This window comes from Pandoraea bronchicola, from assembly GCF_902459805.1.
Taxonomy (GTDB): Bacteria; Pseudomonadota; Gammaproteobacteria; order Burkholderiales; family Burkholderiaceae; genus Pandoraea; species Pandoraea bronchicola.
The window spans coordinates 73,802-92,533 of record NZ_CABPST010000011.1; the positions used below are offsets into that span (position 1 = coordinate 73,802).

Annotated in this window: 18 protein-coding genes; 10 read left to right on the plus strand and 8 right to left on the minus strand. The window is 62.7% G+C overall.

Annotated elements, in window-relative coordinates:
* The first annotated feature begins 42 nt into the window (after positions 1-42).
* The 5 genes from PBR20603_RS18455 to mtgA all read left to right on the plus strand — a co-directional run bounded on the left by PBR20603_RS18455 (position 43) and on the right by mtgA (position 5,853).
* Positions 43-2,199, plus strand: a complete 2,157-nt coding sequence (locus tag PBR20603_RS18455; protein WP_150560951.1) for a ribonuclease catalytic domain-containing protein — start codon at positions 43-45, stop codon at positions 2,197-2,199.
* Positions 2,193-3,152, plus strand: coding sequence for an energy transducer TonB family protein (locus tag PBR20603_RS18460; protein ID WP_246174819.1), 960 nt, complete (start codon positions 2,193-2,195; stop codon positions 3,150-3,152). Before PBR20603_RS18455 ends, PBR20603_RS18460 begins: the two co-directional genes overlap by 7 nt.
* Positions 3,153-3,241: 89 nt before the next feature.
* The gene (gene lpxO, locus PBR20603_RS18465) at positions 3,242-4,138 is read left to right on the plus strand and encodes a lipid A hydroxylase LpxO (protein WP_150560952.1); all 897 of its coding nucleotides are present in this window, start codon (positions 3,242-3,244) and stop codon (positions 4,136-4,138) included.
* 92 nt (positions 4,139-4,230) lie between these two features.
* Positions 4,231-5,103, plus strand: a complete 873-nt coding sequence (aroE, locus tag PBR20603_RS18470; protein WP_150560953.1) for a shikimate dehydrogenase — start codon at positions 4,231-4,233, stop codon at positions 5,101-5,103.
* Positions 5,104-5,112: 9 nt separating this feature from the next.
* Positions 5,113-5,853, plus strand: coding sequence for a monofunctional biosynthetic peptidoglycan transglycosylase (gene mtgA, locus PBR20603_RS18475; RefSeq protein ID WP_150560954.1), 741 nt, complete (start codon positions 5,113-5,115; stop codon positions 5,851-5,853).
* A gap of 148 nt (positions 5,854-6,001) precedes the next feature.
* On the opposite strand, the gene PBR20603_RS18480 is transcribed toward mtgA, so the two are convergent.
* Positions 6,002-6,877, minus strand: coding sequence for a mechanosensitive ion channel family protein (locus PBR20603_RS18480; RefSeq protein ID WP_150560955.1), 876 nt, complete (start codon positions 6,875-6,877; stop codon positions 6,002-6,004).
* Positions 6,878-7,136: 259 nt separating this feature from the next.
* Here PBR20603_RS18480 and corA point away from each other — a divergent pair, with 259 nt between their 5' ends.
* Positions 7,137-8,099 carry a magnesium/cobalt transporter CorA gene (corA, locus tag PBR20603_RS18485; protein ID WP_150560956.1) on the plus strand — a complete coding sequence of 321 codons (963 nt, stop codon included), beginning with the start codon at positions 7,137-7,139 and terminating at the stop codon, positions 8,097-8,099.
* A 161-nt stretch (positions 8,100-8,260) separates the two neighbouring features.
* Positions 8,261-9,073: an orotidine-5'-phosphate decarboxylase gene (gene pyrF, locus PBR20603_RS18490; protein WP_150560957.1), complete on the plus strand. Its 813-nt coding sequence runs from the start codon at positions 8,261-8,263 to the stop codon at positions 9,071-9,073.
* A gap of 239 nt (positions 9,074-9,312) precedes the next feature.
* On the opposite strand, the gene PBR20603_RS18495 is transcribed toward pyrF, so the two are convergent.
* The 3 genes from PBR20603_RS18495 to thiL form a co-directional block, all read right to left on the minus strand.
* Positions 9,313-9,816: a CinA family protein gene (locus PBR20603_RS18495; protein WP_150560958.1), complete on the minus strand. Its 504-nt coding sequence runs from the start codon at positions 9,814-9,816 to the stop codon at positions 9,313-9,315.
* Between the two features lie 120 nt (positions 9,817-9,936).
* Entirely contained in the window at positions 9,937-10,458 is a 522-nt protein-coding gene (locus tag PBR20603_RS18500) for a phosphatidylglycerophosphatase A family protein (protein ID WP_150560959.1), read from the minus strand.
* Positions 10,455-11,456 carry a thiamine-phosphate kinase gene (gene thiL / locus PBR20603_RS18505; protein WP_150560960.1) on the minus strand — a complete coding sequence of 334 codons (1,002 nt, stop codon included), beginning with the start codon at positions 11,454-11,456 and terminating at the stop codon, positions 10,455-10,457. The genes PBR20603_RS18500 and thiL overlap by 4 nt, the downstream gene beginning before the upstream one ends.
* 421 nt (positions 11,457-11,877) lie before the next feature.
* On the opposite strand from thiL, the gene PBR20603_RS18510 reads away from it, so the two are divergent.
* From PBR20603_RS18510 to PBR20603_RS18520, 3 genes are all read left to right on the plus strand, one after another.
* Positions 11,878-14,181, plus strand: coding sequence for an NADP-dependent malic enzyme (locus tag PBR20603_RS18510; protein WP_150560961.1), 2,304 nt, complete (start codon positions 11,878-11,880; stop codon positions 14,179-14,181).
* Positions 14,182-14,476: 295 nt separating this feature from the next.
* Entirely contained in the window at positions 14,477-14,872 is a 396-nt protein-coding gene (locus PBR20603_RS18515; protein ID WP_150560962.1) for a guanyl-specific ribonuclease, read from the plus strand.
* A gap of 7 nt (positions 14,873-14,879) precedes the next feature.
* Entirely contained in the window at positions 14,880-15,428 is a 549-nt protein-coding gene (locus tag PBR20603_RS18520; protein WP_150560963.1) for a barstar family protein, read from the plus strand.
* Positions 15,429-15,587: 159 nt separating this feature from the next.
* On the opposite strand, the gene PBR20603_RS18525 is transcribed toward PBR20603_RS18520, so the two are convergent.
* The 4 genes from PBR20603_RS18525 to PBR20603_RS18540 all read right to left on the minus strand — a co-directional run bounded on the left by PBR20603_RS18525 (position 15,588) and on the right by PBR20603_RS18540 (position 18,568).
* The gene (locus tag PBR20603_RS18525) at positions 15,588-16,226 is read right to left on the minus strand and encodes a YidB family protein (protein WP_150560964.1); all 639 of its coding nucleotides are present in this window, start codon (positions 16,224-16,226) and stop codon (positions 15,588-15,590) included.
* A gap of 49 nt (positions 16,227-16,275) precedes the next feature.
* Positions 16,276-17,013, minus strand: coding sequence for a 16S rRNA (uracil(1498)-N(3))-methyltransferase (locus PBR20603_RS18530; protein ID WP_150560965.1), 738 nt, complete (start codon positions 17,011-17,013; stop codon positions 16,276-16,278).
* Between the two features lie 78 nt (positions 17,014-17,091).
* Positions 17,092-17,514 carry a VOC family protein gene (locus PBR20603_RS18535; protein WP_150560966.1) on the minus strand — a complete coding sequence of 141 codons (423 nt, stop codon included), beginning with the start codon at positions 17,512-17,514 and terminating at the stop codon, positions 17,092-17,094.
* Between the two features lie 136 nt (positions 17,515-17,650).
* Positions 17,651-18,568, minus strand: coding sequence for a spermine/spermidine synthase domain-containing protein (locus PBR20603_RS18540; RefSeq protein ID WP_150560967.1), 918 nt, complete (start codon positions 18,566-18,568; stop codon positions 17,651-17,653).
* Positions 18,569-18,732 lie beyond the last annotated feature (164 nt).

An 18,732-nucleotide genomic window follows, 5' to 3' on the forward strand; every position in this document is an offset into this window, starting at 1 on the left:
TGGCGGGCTACAATATTGCCTATTGCGATCGATGGCTGTTTCATGAATATTTTTTTTGAGGAATCCGGCGGCTTCAAGGCTGGCACGGTGTTGTCGCAGCAGGGTGAGTCGTATCAGGTGGAACTGCCTGGCGGACGCCGTAGCAAGATCAAGGGACGCGACGTCCTGTTGCGTTTTGAATCCCCCTCTCCCGCAGAGCTGATCGCTCAGGCTCAGGCAGCCGCACAGGACATCGACATGAGTTTCCTGTGGGAATGCGCGCCTGCCGAGGAGTTTCCGTTCCCTACGCTTGCCGCCGAGTACTTCGGTGAGGGCGCGAGCGTTGCGCAACAAGCCGGACTGGCCCTGGCCCTGCAGGCCTCGCCGATCTACTTCCGTCGCAAGGGCCGCGGCCAGTATCAACGTGCGCCCCAGGAGCAAATTCAGGCGGCGCTTGCGGGACTCGCCCGTAAGCAGCAGCAGGCGGAGTTGCAGGCCAGCTACGCGGAGCAGATGATTGCGGGCACGCTCCCCGATGCGCTCAAGGGCAAGGAACTGCTGTTGCTGTTCCGTCCGGACAAGAACGCCATCGAGTGGAAGGCGCTCGACGCTGCCGCCAGCGAACTGGGCAAGACGCACGCCGAGGTGATGCTCGCCTGTGGCGGCATTGCGTCGCCGCGCGCGTATCACGAGGCGGCGTTCCTCTACGAATACTTCCCGCGCGGTACCGGCTTCCCCGACGTGGGACCGGTGCCGGTGCCGGGTGACGATTTGCCGTTGGCCGACGTGCAGGCGTTCTCCATCGACGATTCGACGACGACGGAAATCGACGACGCCCTCTCGGTGCAGGTGCTGCCCGACGGCCTGCTGCGCGTGGGTATCCACATTGCGGCGCCGGCGCTCGGCATCACGCGTGGCGACGCCATCGACGACATCGCACGCGTGCGTCTGTCGACGGTCTACGCGCCCGGCGAGAAGATCACGATGTTGCCCGATGCGGTGGTTGAGGCATACACCCTCGCCGAGGGCGGTGCGCGTCCGGCATTGTCGTTGTACGTCGTGGCCAAGGCCGACACCTACGAGATCGTTGCGACCGAAACCCGTGCGGAACGTGTGCCGATCTCCGCGAATCTGCGTCACAACGAACTTGACTCGATCATCACGGCCGAGACGCTGGCCGATGGCAGTGGCGACTATCCGCACAAGGAAGCGCTGCGCTTGCTGTGGCCGTTCGCGCAGTCGCTTTACGACAAGCGCCAGGCCGCGCGTGTGGGCTACGGCCTGCGCCCGGAAGTGCAGAACAAGACCGACTTCAGTTTCTACGTCGATGGCGAGCACGTCACGATCAAGCAACGCCTGCGCGGTGCACCGCTGGATCTGATCGTCGCCGAGATGGCGATTCTCGCGAATAGCCGCTGGGGACGCTTGCTGGCCGAATGCGGCGTGCCCGGCATCTACCGCGCGCAGCGCGCCTACGGCGTGAACCGCACGCGCATGCAGACGTCGCCCGCGCCGCACGAGGGACTTGGCGTCGAACAGTATGCGTGGAGCACGTCGCCATTGCGCCGCTACGTCGATCTCGTGAATCAGTGGCAGTTGATCGCGTGTGTGCGTCACGGTGTGACGGCCAAGCTGGCAGCCCCCTTCAAGCCGAAGGATGCCGACCTGTATGTCACCGTCTCGAGCTTCGAAGCCGCTTATGCGGCTTACGCCGAGCACCAGAGCCGGATGGAGCGTTACTGGTGCCTGCGCTGGCTGCTCCAGGAGAACAAGTCGCAGGTGCAGGCGAGTGTGCTCAAGGGCGACACCGTGCGTCTGAACGATATCCCGCTCACGTTGATCGTGCCGGGTCTCGGTCTGCACGCGCGGGGCACGCAGATCATGCTCGACGTGCTGTCACTGGATGTGGTCACGCTCAGTATTTCGGTGCGTATCTCGCAGGTGCTCGGCGCCAGCCAGACCGAGCTTGCCGATGACGACGACGAAGGCGAAGGCGGCGCGGGTGAGGGGGGCGACGGCAGCGAAGGGGCAGACGGTGCGGATGGTGCCGATGGCAACGACGGTGTCGAGGGCCGTGGTGACGACGATGCCGCGTCGGCCTCGCCCGACACGAGCGCGCGCGCCGCACAACCGGCGGATGCCGCCGCCGAAACCTCGCCGCTCGCTGCTGCGCTGATGGCTGCGGGCGCTCGCGACGCATCTGCCAGCCCGGCGTGCTGAAACCGGCGCTCGCTTCCGGCAATCTGGGCGCGGCACGACGCCGCGGCTGGTCGTTCATGCGCGAGCATCCGCTCGCCACGGGCCTCGTGTTTTCGGCCGTGGTCCATCTGCTCGCGCTGGCGGTGCACTTCGTTGCGCCCGACAGTTTTCGGCTGCACAGCGCAGACTCGCCGCTCGAAGTCGTTCTCGTGAATGCAAAGTCGGCCAACGCGCCCGATAAGGCTGCCGCGCTGGCGCAGGCCAATCTCGTAGGTGGAGGCGAGCACGACGGTGAGCGCGCGACGTCGCCATTGCCGTCGCGCGCCGTCGATCGCGACGGTGCGCCTGTCGCCCAGATTCAGCGCAACGTGAGCGATCTCGAGGCGACGCAGGAGAAGTTGCTTTCGCAACTGCGCAGTCAATACGCCGCCACGCCCGAATCACAGCACAAGCGTGCCGATGCGCCGCAACGCGGGCAAGGGCTCGACGACCAGAACGTCGATCAGCAAATCGCCCGTTTGCAGGCGGAAATCGACAAGCAATTGCGCGCTTACCAGACCCGTCCGAAGCGCGGCCAGGTCACGGCCAACACGCGCGAAGCGGCGTACGCACGCTACTTCGATACGCTGCGTCATCGCGTCGAGCGCTACGGCACCGAACACTTTCCACAGATTGGCAACGACCGTCTTTATGGCGAGTTGATCGTAACGCTCAACGTCAATCAGCGTGGCGGGCTCGGCTATCACAAGGACGGCTGGGACGTCGCGGGCGTCGAGGTTACGCGAAGCTCCGGCAATCGCGATCTGGACCGCCGCGCTGTGGCGATCGTGCAAGCCAGCGCCCCGTTTGGCGACTTCTCTCCTGAGATGAAGCAGCGCTACGATATTCTCGAAATCGTGACGCGCATGACGTTCTCACGTCAGGGCGTGCAGGCCGAAACGCTCGTCGCACCGCCGGGTGTCGGGGCACCGTAATCCCTTGCGTCGCATGGGGCGACCTGCTCGGAAAAGCTCTCCAAATATTTCTATAATTGCGAAGTTTTCCCCGAACTGGAAAGTCCGCCATGAAATGGATTGTTCTGGCGATCTTTGCTGCTTGTGCTGCATATGTGCATTTCCGCGGTAAGGTTCGCCATCACTTTTTCCGCCAACTCTCGGACCATTCGACGTTTCTGTCGCCACTGAACGTGTTCATGTACACGTTCTCTCGTGTGCCGACGACGCCGTATCTGGAAGCCGAGCACTTCCCAGAATTGGAGCCCTTGCGCCAGAACTGGGAAGCGATTCGTGCCGAGGCGGTGTCGCTACTTGAGGCGAGCCGCATCAAAGCGTCGGACACATACAACGACCTCGGTTTCAATTCGTTCTTCAAGAGTGGCTGGAAGCGCTTCTACCTGAAGTGGTATGACGATGCGCATCCGTCCGCCAATGCACTCTGCCCGGTGACGACCGGCCTCGTGCGTCAGATCCCGACGATCAAGGCCGCGATGTTTGCCGAACTGCCGCACGGCAGCCGTCTCGTGCGCCACCGTGATCCGTTTGCGGGGTCGCTGCGTTTTCACCTCGGACTGGTCACACCGAACGATGACCGCTGCTATATCGACGTCGATGGTCAGCGCTATAGCTGGCGCGACGGCGAAGGCGTGGTATTCGACGAGACTTACATTCACTATGCCGAGAACCAGAGTGGTCGGAACCGCATCATTCTGTTCTGCGATGTCGAGCGTCCGATGCGGTATCGCTGGACGCAGGCGATCAACCACTGGTTCGGCCGTCATCTGGTCGGTGCTGCGGCGTCGCCCAACGAGGCGGGCGACCGTACCGGCGGGCTGAACAAGGTGTTCCGGTATGTTTACTCGATCCGCATTGTCGGCAAGCGCCTCAAGGCATGGAACCGCTACGTGTACTATGCGGTGAAATGGGCGCTTTTCGGCGGCATCGCACTGTGGATATTCTGGTGATCGACGTGCGCTGAACGCCGGTCAAATGCCGTCACTTGCCACATGCAACAGCGGCGCCTGAGCGAAAGCCAGGCGCCGCGTCTTTGAAAACGATGACAAACCAAACGCCATCCGGGGACCTGCCGGCCGATCGCTACGCTGTGATCGGTCATCCTGTCGAACATAGCCAGTCGCCGTTCATTCACGCGGAGTTCGCGCGGGAGACGGGCCAGCATCTCACGTATGAACGCCTGCTCGCGCCGCTCGACGCGTTCGCGGCTACCGTGCGCACCTTCATCGAAAATGGCGCACGGGGCGCCAACGTCACCGTGCCGTTCAAGCTGGAGGCGCATGCGCTCGCGGACCGTCTGACCGAACGCGCGCAGGCGGCTGGCGCTGTCAATACGCTGGTGTTCGATGTACAGGGCATCACGGGCGACAATACCGACGGCGTGGGCCTCGTGCGCGATATCGAAGGGCCGCTCGGCACCTCGCTCAAGGGGCGCCGCGTGCTGCTGCTCGGGGCTGGCGGCGCGTCGCGCGGGGCGATGTTGCCGCTGATCGAGGCTGGCCCGGCGGCACTTTTCGTGGCCAATCGCACAGCCGCACGTGCCGATGAACTTGTCGCGCGCTTCGCCGCGGCGGCGGGGCGTCATGGCGTGACGCTGGCGGGGGGCGGCTGGGACAAGACTCCGGTGGGGTTCGACGTCGTCATCAATGCCACGGCCGGTAGCTTGCAGGGTGACGTGCCGCCACTGCCGGCGGGGGTCTATGCCACCGGATCGCTGGCCTACGACATGATGTACGGTGCGCAACCGACAGTGTTCATGACGCACGCGTTGTCGGCCGGTGCGGCGCGCGCGGCGGACGGACTGGGCATGCTTGTCGAGCAGGCCGCCGAAGCGTTTGCTGTGTGGCGCGGTGTGCGTCCGTCGACCGGTGCCGTGCGCGCCGCGTTGCGCGCACGGCTCGCTGCCAAGGGCTGATCGTCATCGATGCCTGCGCAGCGACGCGCTCCGCGCACGACCCGCAAACGCCGCTGGGGGCCTTGGCAATGGACGGCTTACGTCGTCACGCTGGTATTCGTGGGCGTGCTGGCCACGCAGCTCTATTACTTCATGCAAATCGGCTGGTGGGTCCACTTCAATCCGCAATCGACGGCGTTCATGCGGGCGGCCGAGGCGCGGCTGCGCGAGACCAATCCGAATGCGACGCTTCGGCACGAATGGGTGCCGTACGATCAGATTTCGCGCAACCTGAAGCGCGCGATCATCGCCAGCGAGGACGCGAACTTCGTCAACCACGATGGCTTCGAGATCGACGCGATGCTCGGCGCATGGGAGAAGAATCAGAAGAAGGGCCGCATCGTCGCTGGCGGCTCGACCCTTTCCCAGCAGTTGGCCAAGAACCTGTTCCTGTCGAGCGAGAAGAGCTATCTGCGCAAGGCCGAGGAACTGAGCATTACCTGGATGCTCGAGTTCTGGATGGACAAGCAACGTATCTTCGAGATCTATCTCAACTCGGTTGAGTGGGGAGAAGGCGTGTTCGGTGCCGAAGCGGCTGCGCGTTACTACTACGGCATTCCGGCCTCGAAGCTCTCGCCATGGCAGGCGGCGCGGCTGGCCGTGATGTTGCCGCGCCCCCGCTATTTCGACACCCATCGCAATTCACCGTATCTCGCGCAGCGCGCTGGCGTCATTGCGCGTCGCATGGGGGCTGCGGAGCTGCCGCAGTAGCGTGTTGCGCACGTCTGGGGCGCGCGCTCTTGCGCCTGATTCGTCACGAAAAAAAGGCGGCACGACCTTCGTCGCGCCGCCTGACGTGCCAATCTCGTGCGCTGCGCCCCGCGCCCCGCGACCGTTCGCGCGGGAAATCGCGCGAGGGCTAGTGTCTTGGCTGCGCTGCGTCTGGCAGCGACTGCGCAGGCACTTGCAGGATGGTGCGCGTCGGGAAGGGCAGCGAGCAGCCCACGCTCTCGACCGTCTCCTTCACGCGGCGCTGGAGATCCCAATACAACCCCCAGTAGTTGCCCAGCAGCGACCAGACGCGCACGTTCACGATCACGGCGCTGTCGCTCACCTGCTTGACCATGATTTCCGGCGCGGGTTTGTCGAGCACCCGGCCGTCGTCGGCGACGTGCGCACGCAGTGCCGCCATGGCTGCATCGAGATCGTCATCGAGCGCAATGCCCACCGTGATCTCCATGCGACGCGTGGCGTTGCGGCTGTAGTTCGTGATCGGCTGCCCCCATATTTGGTTGTTCGGCACGCAGACGAAAATGCCGTCGGCATTCGTGAGCGTGGTCGTGAACAAGCCGATCTCTTCCACGGTACCCGCGACCGATGCGCCCGCAGTAATGTAGTCACCATTGCGGAACGGGCGAAGCACGAGCAGCATCGTGCCCGCCGCGATGTTCTGCAACGTGCCCTGCAACGCCAGACCGATCGCCAGACCGGCGGCGCCAAGCACGGCGATGATGCTGGCCGTTTGCACACCGAACTGTGCAAGTACGGCAATGATGGTGATGATGCGTACCGACCACAGCACGACCGACTCGATGAGCGGCTTGAGCGTGGCGTCGAAGTGCGGTGACCGGCTCAGTGTGCGGTGAACGAAGCGGGCCAGTCGTTTCGCGATCCAGAAGCCGATCAGCAGGATCAATACGGCCTGTACGAACGAAAGACCGTAACGAACGGCGTTGCCCGCCAGAAAACCCATCACCGCGTCGAAGGACGCGAGAGGGGTTGTGACTTCATTCATTTTGCTTTTCTCCCTGTCGATGGACGCGTGAGTGCGTCGATATCAAAGTTGACGCAAAGTGCGCAGATTGGTTCGATCCGCGTGCGACCGATGCTTGCCGAGCGCCCCGACTTCATCGAATTTAGGAGGATGCTTACGGCCGAATCCTCCATTTGCCGACGAAGGGGGCGGTGTGTCACTCAGGCTGAGTCGCCGCCCTTGGCGTGTCTGTGGCGTGGCTGCTACACTTGCCGTCGCCGCGTAGCAGGGAGAACCTCGTTTGATCAATGCCTTTGTCATCCATCAGGGCCGCCTGCAACAGGTGACTTGTGACCACCCCAGCGATCTGGCTAGCGTCTCGCCGGTCTGGGTCGATCTGCATAGCGAATCGGAAGAGGAGCGCCGCTGGGTCGAAGAGGCCTATCACGTCAAGTTGCCGTCACGCGACGAGGTGACCGATATCGAGGCGTCTGCACGCTATTACGAAGACGATGGCGGCGTGCTGCACATCCGCACGGACTTCCTGCTCGACGACGAGGAGCAGTCGCGTAACGTGCCGGTCGCGTTCGTGGTGCTCAAGGATCTGCTGATTTCCATCCACGACGAAGATCTGCCGGTGTTCCGGCTGGTGCGCATGCGCGCGCGCATTCGTCCAGGGTCGGTTCGCGACGCCATGGATGTATTGCTTGATCTTTATTCGACCGATGCGGAGTATTCGGCCGATTCGCTCGAAGGGGTGTATGCCGCGCTCGAAGCGGTGAGCAAGCGGGTGCTGGGCAAGAATCTCACCGATGCCGACGCCGCCAAGGCGCTGGAAAGCATCGCCGCCGAGGAGGATTTGAACGGCCGTATTCGCCGCAACGTGATGGATACGCGTCGCGCGGTGTCGTTCCTCATGCGCGCCCGCATGCTCAAGGACGAGCAGTATCAGGAGGGCAAGCAGATCCTGCGCGATATCGAGTCGCTCGATAACCACACGGCGTATCTGTTCGACAAGATCAACTTCCTGATGGATGCCACTATCGGCTTCATCAACATCAACCAGAACAAGATCATCAAGATCTTCTCGGTGGCGGCGGTCGCTTTCCTCCCGCCCACGTTGATCGCCAGTATTTACGGCATGAACTTCCAGATGATGCCGGAGTTGCATTGGGAAGTCGGTTATCCGTTCGCCATCGGCCTGATGGTCCTTTCGGCGATTGCGCCGTTCCTGTATTTCCGCCATCGCGGCTGGCTCGACTGAGCGCGCGCGGCGGCGCTTGACGCTGGCGCAGCGGCCGCTTTGCGCCGGACAAGGGAAGGCGAGGCCGCGGAGCAGGTAAAATAGCGGCCTTGCTGGATGGAATCAGTCTCGAATCACCCTCCGTCGGATTACTGCCGCCGGAACCCCGCCGGAACCCCGTCATGACATTCACCGAAGTTCTCAACGCCGCCTGGACGCGCAACAATTCGCTGCTTTGCGTGGGTCTGGACCCTGAGCCGTCGCGCATTCCCGCGCATCTGCAAGGGCAGCCCGACGCCATTTTCGAGTTCTGCCGCCAGATCGTGGATGCCACGGCACCCTACGCCAGTGCGTTCAAGCCACAGATTGCCTACTTCGCCGCGCATCGCGCCGAAGACCAGCTCGAGCGTCTGATTGCGCATATCCACGCCGATCATCCGGGCCTGCCGGTGATTCTCGACGCCAAGCGCGGTGACATCGGCAGCACCGCCGAGCAGTACGCGCGCGAAGCCTTCGAGCGCTATCGTGCCGATGCCGTGACGGTGAACCCGTATATGGGCTTCGACTCGCTTGAGCCGTATCTGGCGCATGCCGACAAGGGCGTTATCGTGCTGTGCCGGACATCAAATCCCGGGGGCAGCGATCTGCAATTCCTCGATGTCGACGGCAAGCCGCTGTATCAAACGGTGGCGCGTCTGGCGGCAGGTCCGTGGAATACGAGCGGTCAGATCGGTCTGGTGGTCGGTGCAACGTTCCCGGCGGAGATCGCGGCCGTTCGCAGCATCGTCGGCGATATGCCGTTGCTGATCCCGGGCGTGGGTGCTCAGGGCGGCGACGTCGAGGCGACGGTCAAGGCCGGTCGCACCGCCAACGGTACCGGCATGATGATCAATTCTTCGCGCGCCATCATCTATGCGGGGCGCGACGAGCAATTCGCTGCGGCTGCCGCAGCGGCTGCACAGAAGACGCGCGACAGCATCAACGCCTATCGTTGAGCAGCCTTCGTGCAGAGGTGCGAGTCATCGCGCATCGCGCGGCGGCAACCCCATCGGATTCGCCGCCATGTCATGGGCTGACGCCTTCGCCAAAAAAACAGCGCCTTGCGTACGAATCGCAGGCGCTGTTTTTTTTGGGGTGGCGGGATGGCTGCGATCACGCTGCCTTGCGCGCGCCTTTGCCCTTTAGCCCATCGCGCATATGTGCGACGTTGGACGCGTGGGGCGAGTGGGACGGATTACGCTTCTGCCTTGTCGAGCAACGCGATGACGCCACGCAGCGCGTGTTGTGCGGCCTGACTGCGCACTTGGGTGCGATCGCCCTTGAAGTGCTTCGTCTCGACAATCGTCGTGACGCGGTTGCTCCACCCGAAGCACACCATGCCCACGGGTTTGTCGGGGGTGCCGCCGCCCGGGCCGGCCACGCCGGTGATCGACAGCGAAACTTGCGCGCGGCTGTTGAGCAGTGCGCCTTCGGCCATGGCACGTGCCACGGGTTCGCTCACGGCGCCGTGCTTGCCGATCAGTTCGGCCGGAACGCCGATCATCTCGGATTTGGCTTGATTCGAATAGGTGACGAAGCCGCGCTCGAACCAGTTGCTGCTGCCGGAAATGTCGGTGATCGCTGCGGCGACGAGGCCGCCGGTGCAGGACTCGGCCGTCGTGAGCATCAGTCGTTCGTCACGCAGACGGTTGCCGACTTTCACCGACAGTTGGGCCAGAAGATTTTGTTCGGAGACCACGGGACGACGCCTTCAAAAAGTCAAAGCAACGAATACGTAACGGGCGCATGCACAGCACTTGCGTGGCGCCCTTGCATGGCGTGCTGTCCCGGTGCGATGACGTACCGGTAAGCGACTCGCTCAGATCGAGCGCCACAGCGCAATCACGAGCAGCGTACAGAACGCGGCGACGAGATCGTCCAGCATGATACCGAGGCCGCCCTTCACCGTACGATCGAAGTAGCTGATGGGCGGCGGTTTGACGGCATCGAAGAAGCGGAACAGGACGAACGCCACGAGTTGGCCGCCGAAGCTCGCCGGGGTAATGAACAGCAGCACGATCCAGAACGCGACGATCTCGTCCCATACGACCGCGCTGGGGTCCTGCGTGCCGAGCTTGTGCGCGGTATAGCTGCAGATCCAGACGCCGCCAATGAGGGATGCGGCAATCAACACGCCCCAGCCGGTAACTGTCAGATACAGATTGAGCACCAGATACGACGCCCATCCGAAAAGCGTTCCCACGGTGCCTGGCGCGAATGACGACAGGCCCGTGCCGAAACCGAGCGAGAACAGGTGTGCGGGATGCGACAGCAGGAAGCGCGAAGTCGGCCGGCGCGGGCCACTGCCCGGATTGACGGCGGCCGTTTGATCAGTGCTCATTGGAAATGGTCGAAACTTTTGAAATCGGCAGCGACGGCCGCGCCGGTCTTGTCATGAAGATGCAGCATCGTTTGGCGCGCGTCGGGAAGCGCTATTGTACCGATACGCGTGAGGCGTATGCCGAGTTCGTCGCCAATCGCCGCAATTCGATGCCGTTGCGTACTGTCGGCGCAGAAGCACAGTTGATAGTCGTCGCCGCCTGCGAGCGTACAAAGCCGTTGAATCGCGGGCGTTTGCGACGAAAGCAGGGCGGAACGGGGCAGGTCGTCGACGTTTACCTGCGCGCTCACGTTCGAGCGCTCCAAAATATGGCCGAGGTCGCCGAGCAACCCGTCGGAGATGTCCAGCGCGGCCCGGGCAACGCCCCGCAGCGCCAGCCCGAGGGGTATCTGAGGTTCCGGCCAGTCCATCGCGCGGCGCGCGAGCGCGAGATCGTCGTCTTGCAGCGGCCACTCGCCCCGTAATGCGCCGAGTGCCAGCCGGGCGTCGCCGAGGGTGCCGGAGATCCAGATGTCGTCGCCGGGTTGCGCGGCGTCACGCCGCAGCGCCTGGGCGGCTGGCACACTGCCGAAGACGGTCACACAGAGATTGCGCGGACCGCGCGTAGTGTCGCCGCCGACGAGCGGGCACGCATAATGATCGGCTAGCGCCGAGAGGCCTTCGGCGAACGGTGCAAGCCAGGCGGGATCGCTGTCGGGCAGGGCGAGCGCCAAAGTGAATCCCATCGGCCGTGCACCCATCGCGGCCAAATCCGACAGGTTGACGGCGAGTGTCTTGTGACCGAGCGCGCGCGGATCGGCGCCTGCGAAAAAATGCCGGCCCTCTACGAGCATGTCGGTCGAAATCGCAAGTTGCTCGCCTGCCTGCGGACTCAGCAGGGCGCAATCGTCCCCGATGCCGAGCGTCACATGCTCACCCTGACGCGTTGCACGGGCGAAGAAGCGATCGATCAGCGAGAACTCGGACAGCGGCAAAGTTGACGGGGATGTCGTGGTCATGGGCACCGGCACGGTTGCCAGCCTTGGGCGGGGGCATTGCAGCGCAGTCAGGGGCGGCGCAACGCAAGACGCCATGCGGCAGGCGATGAATAAACGGCTGCGGTAATGCGCAGCGCAAGGTTCCATTCTAAGAGGCTGTCTTCGCTTTCCCAAGCAGACAAACGAGGAGACGGCGGATTTCAGCCTCGCTCTCATAGTCCTTTCGGACAACACCTGAGGCGAATTTCATCCGTGGTCCGAAAGCGCGAGCAATGGTGCAATGCAGCGTTGAATTCGCGCGGATTTCTGGTCACTATCGTCGAGGAAGTGTCGTAGTGCGGGTGCAGCCCTTATCCGTTTTTTGCATAAATGACGTGAATAAATGGGGCTACAATTCGCAGTGAAAATTTGACTCATCCTGTTTGCCCAAGAGCCTTTCCTCATGCCCACGCCGATCGATCCGAAACTGCGCGAAGCTGCGCTCGAGTATCACGAATTCCCCACTCCCGGCAAAATCGCTATCGCGCCGACCAAGCAGTTACTCAACCAGCGCGATCTCGCGCTGGCGTACTCGCCGGGCGTTGCGGCCGCGTGTGAGGAAATCGTTATCGATCCGCTCAATGCATCGCGTTACACGGCGCGCGGCAATCTGGTCGGTGTGATTTCGAACGGCACCGCAGTGCTCGGTCTGGGCGACATCGGTCCGCTGGCATCGAAGCCGGTGATGGAAGGCAAGGGCGTGCTGTTCAAGAAGTTCGCCAATATCGACGTGTTCGATATCGAAATCGATGAGAAGGACCCCGAAAAACTCGTCGACATCATCGCGGCACTGGAACCGACGTTCGGCGCAATCAATCTTGAAGATATCAAGGCGCCCGAGTGCTTCATCGTGGAGCGCAAGTTGCGCGAGCGCATGAAGATCCCGGTCTTTCACGACGATCAGCATGGCACGGCCATCGTGGTTGCCGCCGCCCTTATCAACGGCCTGAAAGTCGTCGGCAAGGACCTGAAATCGGTGAAGGTGGTGACCTCCGGCGCGGGCGCTGCCGCACTCGCATGCCTGGACCTGCTCGTCGACATGGGCCTGCCTATCGAGAACGTCTGGGTGACGGATCTGGCGGGTGTGGTGTACGAGGGCCGTACCGAATTGATGGATCCGGAGAAGATCCGTTTCTCGCAAAAGACGGACGCACGCGGCCTCGCCGAGGTGATTGGCGGTGCAGACGTGTTTCTTGGCCTGTCGGCCGCTGGCGTGCTCAAGCCGGAAATGGTCAAGACCATGGCCGATAAGCCGCTGATCTTCGCGCTGGCCAATCCGAATCCGGAAATCACGCCGGAACTCGCGAAGGAAGTGCGTCCGGATTGCGTGATGGCGACCGGCCGCACCGACTATCCGAATCAGGTCAATAACGTCCTGTGCTTCCCGTTCATCTTCCGGGGGGCCATCGATGTCGGCGCGACCACGATCACGCGTTCGATGGAAATCGCCGCCGTGAACGCGCTTGCCGAGCTGGCGCGTCAGGAGCAGAGCGATATCGTGGCGTCGGCCTACGGTATCAAGAATCTGTCGTTCGGTCCCGAGTACCTGATTCCGAAGCCGTTCGATCCGCGTCTTCTGGTCAAGGTCGCCACGGCGGTGGCCGAAGCGGCGATGGCCGCCGGTGTCGCGACGCGACCGCTCGCGGATGTGGATGCCTACTCGCAGTCGCTCCAGCAGTTCGTGTATCACAGCGGCGGTCTGATGAAGCCGCTGTTCTCCGTGGCGCGCAGCGTGCCTGCCGACAAGAAGCGCATTGCGTTCGCCGAGGGTGAGGAAGAGCGCGTGCTGCGAGCCGTGCAGGTGCTCGTGGATGAGCGCGTTGCGACGCCGATTCTGGTGGGGCGCCCGGCGGTGATCGAACACCGCATCGAGCAATATGGCCTGCGTCTGACGCCGGGGGTCGACTTCACCGTCGTCAACCCCGAGCACGACGAACGCTATCGCGATTACTGGGAAACGTATCACCAGTTGACCAACCGCAAGGGTGTCACGGCGTCGTATGCACGTGTCGAGATGCGCCGCCGCACGACGCTGATCGCCGCCATGCTGGTTCGCAAGGGCGAGGCCGACGGCATGATCTGCGGCACGGTTTCCACACCGGGCCGTCACCTGCACTTCATCGATCGCGTGATCGGCAAGCGTGCGGGCGGGCATGTCTATGCCGCGATGAATGCGCTGATTCTGCCGAATCGCCAGATATTCCTGGTCGACACCCACATCAATCAGGATCCGAGCGCCGAAGAGCTGGCCGAGATCACGCTGATGGCGGCAGATGAGATTCGCCGTTTCGGCATCCAGCCGAAGGTCGCGTTGCTCTCCCACTCCAACTTCGGCACGAGTGATGCGAATTGTGCCCGCAAGATGCGCGAAACGCTGGCGATTCTGCAAGAACGTGCGCCGGAACTGGAGGTTGATGGGGAAATGCACGGCGATTGCGCGCTCGACCCGGAGCTTCGCGCGCGTATCATGCCGGAATCGACGCTTACCGGTGCCGCCAACCTGCTCGTCATGCCGAACATCGACGCCGCAAACATTGCCTACAACCTGCTCAAGACGGCAGCGGGCAACAATGTGGCAATCGGCCCGATTCTGTTGGGAGCGGCCAAGCCGGTGCATATCCTGACCGAATCGGCCACGGTGCGGCGCATTATCAACATGGCCGCGCTGGTGGTGGCCGATGCGGCAGCGCAGCAAGAGACGCGCTGACCTGACCGGGGCGCAAGGCGGTTCACCGCCGTTTGCCCCACGATAACGACAAAACGCCGCACCCGTTCGGGGCGGCGTTTTGTCATTTTAGCGACGCATTTCGCGCATCGTATATGTTCATGTGGGTGCTTACTGTCGTGAAAACCCCTGTGTTTTCGTGAATTTGTTGACTAGTTTGGTTGCAAAATGTAAGCCGACATTGATTCTCGTGAGCAATAGCGATAACCTTACGGCTTCACCCACCAGAACGAGTCCGCAACGCAAAACGGCGTCGGACGACAGGCAAGCTATGACAATGGCACGTTGGCTTCATCGGGGCATCGTGGCGCTGACGGCGGCTGGTAGTGTTTTTCTGGCGGGCAATACCGTGGCGCGCGAAACCGCGCCATACGTCACGGATCAAACGGCGGCGGTATCCGTTGCCGAGTTGCCTCGCGAAGCGCAGCGCACGCTGACGCTGATTGCTCAGGGCGGGCCGTTCCCTTACGCCAAGGATGGCATTGTGTTCGGGAACTACGAAAAGCTCCTGCCCAAAAAGCCGCGCGGCTATTACCATGAATACACGGTGTCGACTCCCGGTGCCCGCAATAGAGGTGCCAGGCGCATCATCTGTGGCGGTGACCAACGCGCAGTGGATCCGTGTTACTACACCCAAGACCACTACAACAGCTTTAGACGCATAAGGGAATGACAGCAGTATGAGTGAGCCGGTTTTCGCACAGGAACGCGGGAAAGATCTTATGGCAGATCCATTCGGTGCGGGCGAGGGCAACTTGTTCAAGCAGGTGCTGGGCCTGCATGCTGTCGCGCGGGCTGGCCGCCGCCATACCTTATCGGAAGAGGGAGATATGAGTCTTTTCAAGACCGTCAGGCCGAATATTGTGCAGTCGATCCGCGCATTCCGCGTGCCGGAACTGGCCGCAGAGGCCGAGCGACTCGGGCAGCACTTCCTGTACGCGAATTGTTCGCAGGCGCAGAGCAAGGCCGAGGTGCTGGAGACGATTGCCACGTCGTTCCTGTTCCCCAAGCATTTCGGGAAGAATTACGATGCGTTGCACGATTGCCTCACCGATCTGGTCGCTCATGCGGGACCTCAACCCGGTTTCGTGGTGGTGCTGGAGGGATTGCCGGTGGTGACGAAATTCGATAAGGACGGCCGGGAAACGCTGCTTGACGTCTTCCGCGATGCCGCTGAGTTCTGGTCGGAGCGCCGCATCAGTTTCCGCGTTTTTTACTCGTTTGCCTGATGATCAATCAACTCATCGGCAGTGAATTTTCGTGAAAACACCGCCTGATGTCGTCAAATGCGCGCCCTGATGTGACTTGATGCCGGATCAGGCGCCAGAAAAAAGGTCCGCTTTGCGGACCTTTTTTCGTTTCTGGCTGGGTACCGCCTGCCAGTGACGTCAGCCGGTATGGCCGCCGAGGAATTTTTGCGCGAGGCTTGCCAGATCCAACTGACCCTGCGGCAGATCGCCGTTCGGTGTGAGGTGATTGATGACCTCCGGCAGAAGCGAAGATAACTGCTGTGCGGCTTCGTCCTGGCTGACGCCTGCGGTATCGGCCAGTTGTTGCAGTTGACCGCCTGGGCCAAGCGCCTGGGTTACCTGATCGGCCGAGACCGGCTGATTGCTTCCCGTGCCGACCCAAGAACGCACGGCGTCGCCGAGCCCACCGTTCTCGAGCATCTGCGTCAGGCCACCCAGACCGCCGAGCGCACCGACCAAATCGCCGGGTGAGGTCGCCGGCGCACCCGAGCCCGTCGGCTGTGATGCCTGCGCACCACCCAGCAAGCGTCCCAACAGGCCGCCGAGACCGCCGCCACCGCTGGCGGCAGCACCGCCACCCAGCATCCCGCTGAGTGCGCCGCCTAGCGAGCCGAGCAGGTCGCCACCTTGACCGCCTTGGCCCTGCGTATTGCCCGAGCGGCTGGCGATCATCGCCAGTAACCCCATCAGCAGCAACATCTTGGTATTCCCGCCGCCGCTATTGCCACCGGCCTGATTGCCGGATACGCCGCCGAGAATGGAATCGAGGATACCCATGAGGAATTACTCCTTTTGACTTGAGAAGCCGTTTTCGAGTCGTCTATGCTTACCAACCGCCCCAGCGTGCGGCCAGAGCAGCGAGTACAGCCATTCCCGCCGTTTCCGTCCGCAAGACACGTTCACCCAAGCGAATGGCTGTGAAGCCAGCCTCCCGTGCGAGCGATTCTTCCTGAGGTGCCAGCCCGCCTTCCGGGCCAAAGAGCAACACGCCAGGTTGAGGCGGCACTTCCCGCGGCAGCGAATCGAAATCGCTGTCTGCTCTAGGTGACAATAGCACACGCCATCCGTAGTTCGTCTCCGTCTCCGGGTCATGCAGCCACGTCGTGATCGGGCGGATCGGCAGGATGCGCGGCACCCGATTTCGTCCGCACTGCTCGCAAGCGGCCTGTGCCAGCGCTTGCCAGTGGGCAACCCGCTTTGCGGCGCGTTCCGCGTCAAGGCGAATGACCGAGCGTTCGGTGGCAAGCGGCTGAATGTCCGTGACACCGAGTTCGATGGCCTTTTCGATCAGCCAGTCCATCTTGTCGCCGCCGGCGATACCCTGCGCCAGCGTGACGCGATAAGGCGTTTCCGCTTCACGGGTATCGTGCTCCCCGAGTTGCGCCGTCGCGTGACGTTTTTCCAGTGTCGCGAGTACGGCGGGAAACTCGCCGCCCGTGCCGTTGAACAGCGTGAGTGCGTCGCCTGTTTTCAGACGCAATACCTGAGCGTGACGAACCACGGTGTCGGGGAGGTCAAGCAGGGCGCCGGCGTGCAATGGCGCATCGATGAAAAAGCGAGGCATACGGGCGAAAGGCGAAGAAGGGCTGTGCGGCAGGACGTTGGGGACAGAAGCATACCCCAATGCCATCGGAGCGCGTACTCAGCCGCGCGATGCAACGGGCCGGGCGAAGCCCCAGCGATACCCGTCAGGGTCCTCCAACTGGCAGAAGCGATCCCCCCAGAATTGATCGCTGGGTGGCATCAGCCCCTTCGCTCCGGCGGCAATGGCGCGTGCGTATAGCGCATCGACGTCCTCCGTATACACATAGAAGCTCTGCGGCGCTTCTACACCTGAAGTGCGCGGCGTACGTGCCGTGCTCGCAAACGCACCTTCGGGAGCGAACATCAGGATCAGTTGCCCCCGATAGAACATCTCGACGTGCATGACCGCACCGTCGTCGTCCACCATGTCGTGCACCGTGAAACCGAACGCCTGCTCATAGAATGCTGCGGCCGCTCGGGCATCGCGCACGGTCAGATAGGGCGTCAACCACGGCACATGGGATGGGCGGGGATCGGACATGACTGTGCTCCGGTGGGCTCGCCGGCGGGGGCAATGGGCGCGCGTCCCGAAAACGGGGGAGGGGAGCACGGGGTGCCGACGGTCGTGACTAGCCCTCAATATACAAGGAACGCGCGTCTGCTTCACTCGCAGCGCGTCATCTCGTTGCGGGGTGAGCCGGCGCACCGCCAAGCACGGACGTCAACTCCGGTGCAATGTCGAACAGCGCAGCGTGCCGGGATGGCGAGTAGTGGCGCAAGGGTTGCAGTGCGTCCGGCAGGGTGTCGGGGGTGTTGTCGCGCACATCGAGTGAATCGCTGGCGAATGCCAGGGCCCATTGCGTGCCGTAAAGCGGCACGTACGTTGTCATGGGCTGGACGCAGGCGAACACCGAGCGCAGCGCGTCGAGCATGCCTCGAACCTGATCGCCCTCGAACCAAGGCGCCCCCAGTTGCAGAGCGATGCCACCCCGCGAACCGAGTAACGTGCGGACTTTGACGAAGAACGCGGCATCGTGCAGCGTGGCTGCGTCGCCGTCGGCTTCTGTCAGGTCAAAAATCACGGCGTCGAATCGCTCGCCCTGCGCGAGTGCGGCATCCACGAGATCCCGGGCGTCGCCGATGACGAGCGTGGTGCGCGGATCGTCGAATGCCCCATCGGCCAGCGCCGGCATGTGTTGCAGGACGGTGGCCGGCACCTGAGCATCAAGTTCGGCAACGACGACCTCACGCACGCTCGCATGGCGTAACGCTTCGCGCGCCGAACCGCCGTCACCTCCGCCGAGTATCAGCACGCGTGCGGCGCTGCCGTGGGCAAGCAACAGGGGGTGCACCATGCATTCGTGGCAGATATGCGCATCGGCGAGCGAAGCCATGAACCGGCCATCGAGGCGATAAGCGCGTCCGAGTGCGCCGAATGCAGGCAGATCGACGACTTCGATGTGCTGGTGGGCAGACGTCGTGGCGAACACGGGACGCGCGACGAACGCATAGCTGGCCCATTGCCCGAGGGGCGCCGTGCAAGGGGACGGCGCGATGCCGGATTCGTGTGCGGGGACGTCACGTTTGGCGGACATTGGCAGGGCAACTTCCTCTAATTTGGAGTGATCACGTCACTTACTCGCATGATTCCACGTTCCCGCCGGTTGGGGAAGTTCGCCGCTAACGACCCGGGCAGGTGTCGTATCTGGTAAAATCTCGGTCTTTCTCTGCAATTGAATTTCGCGCGGCAGCTCGCGGC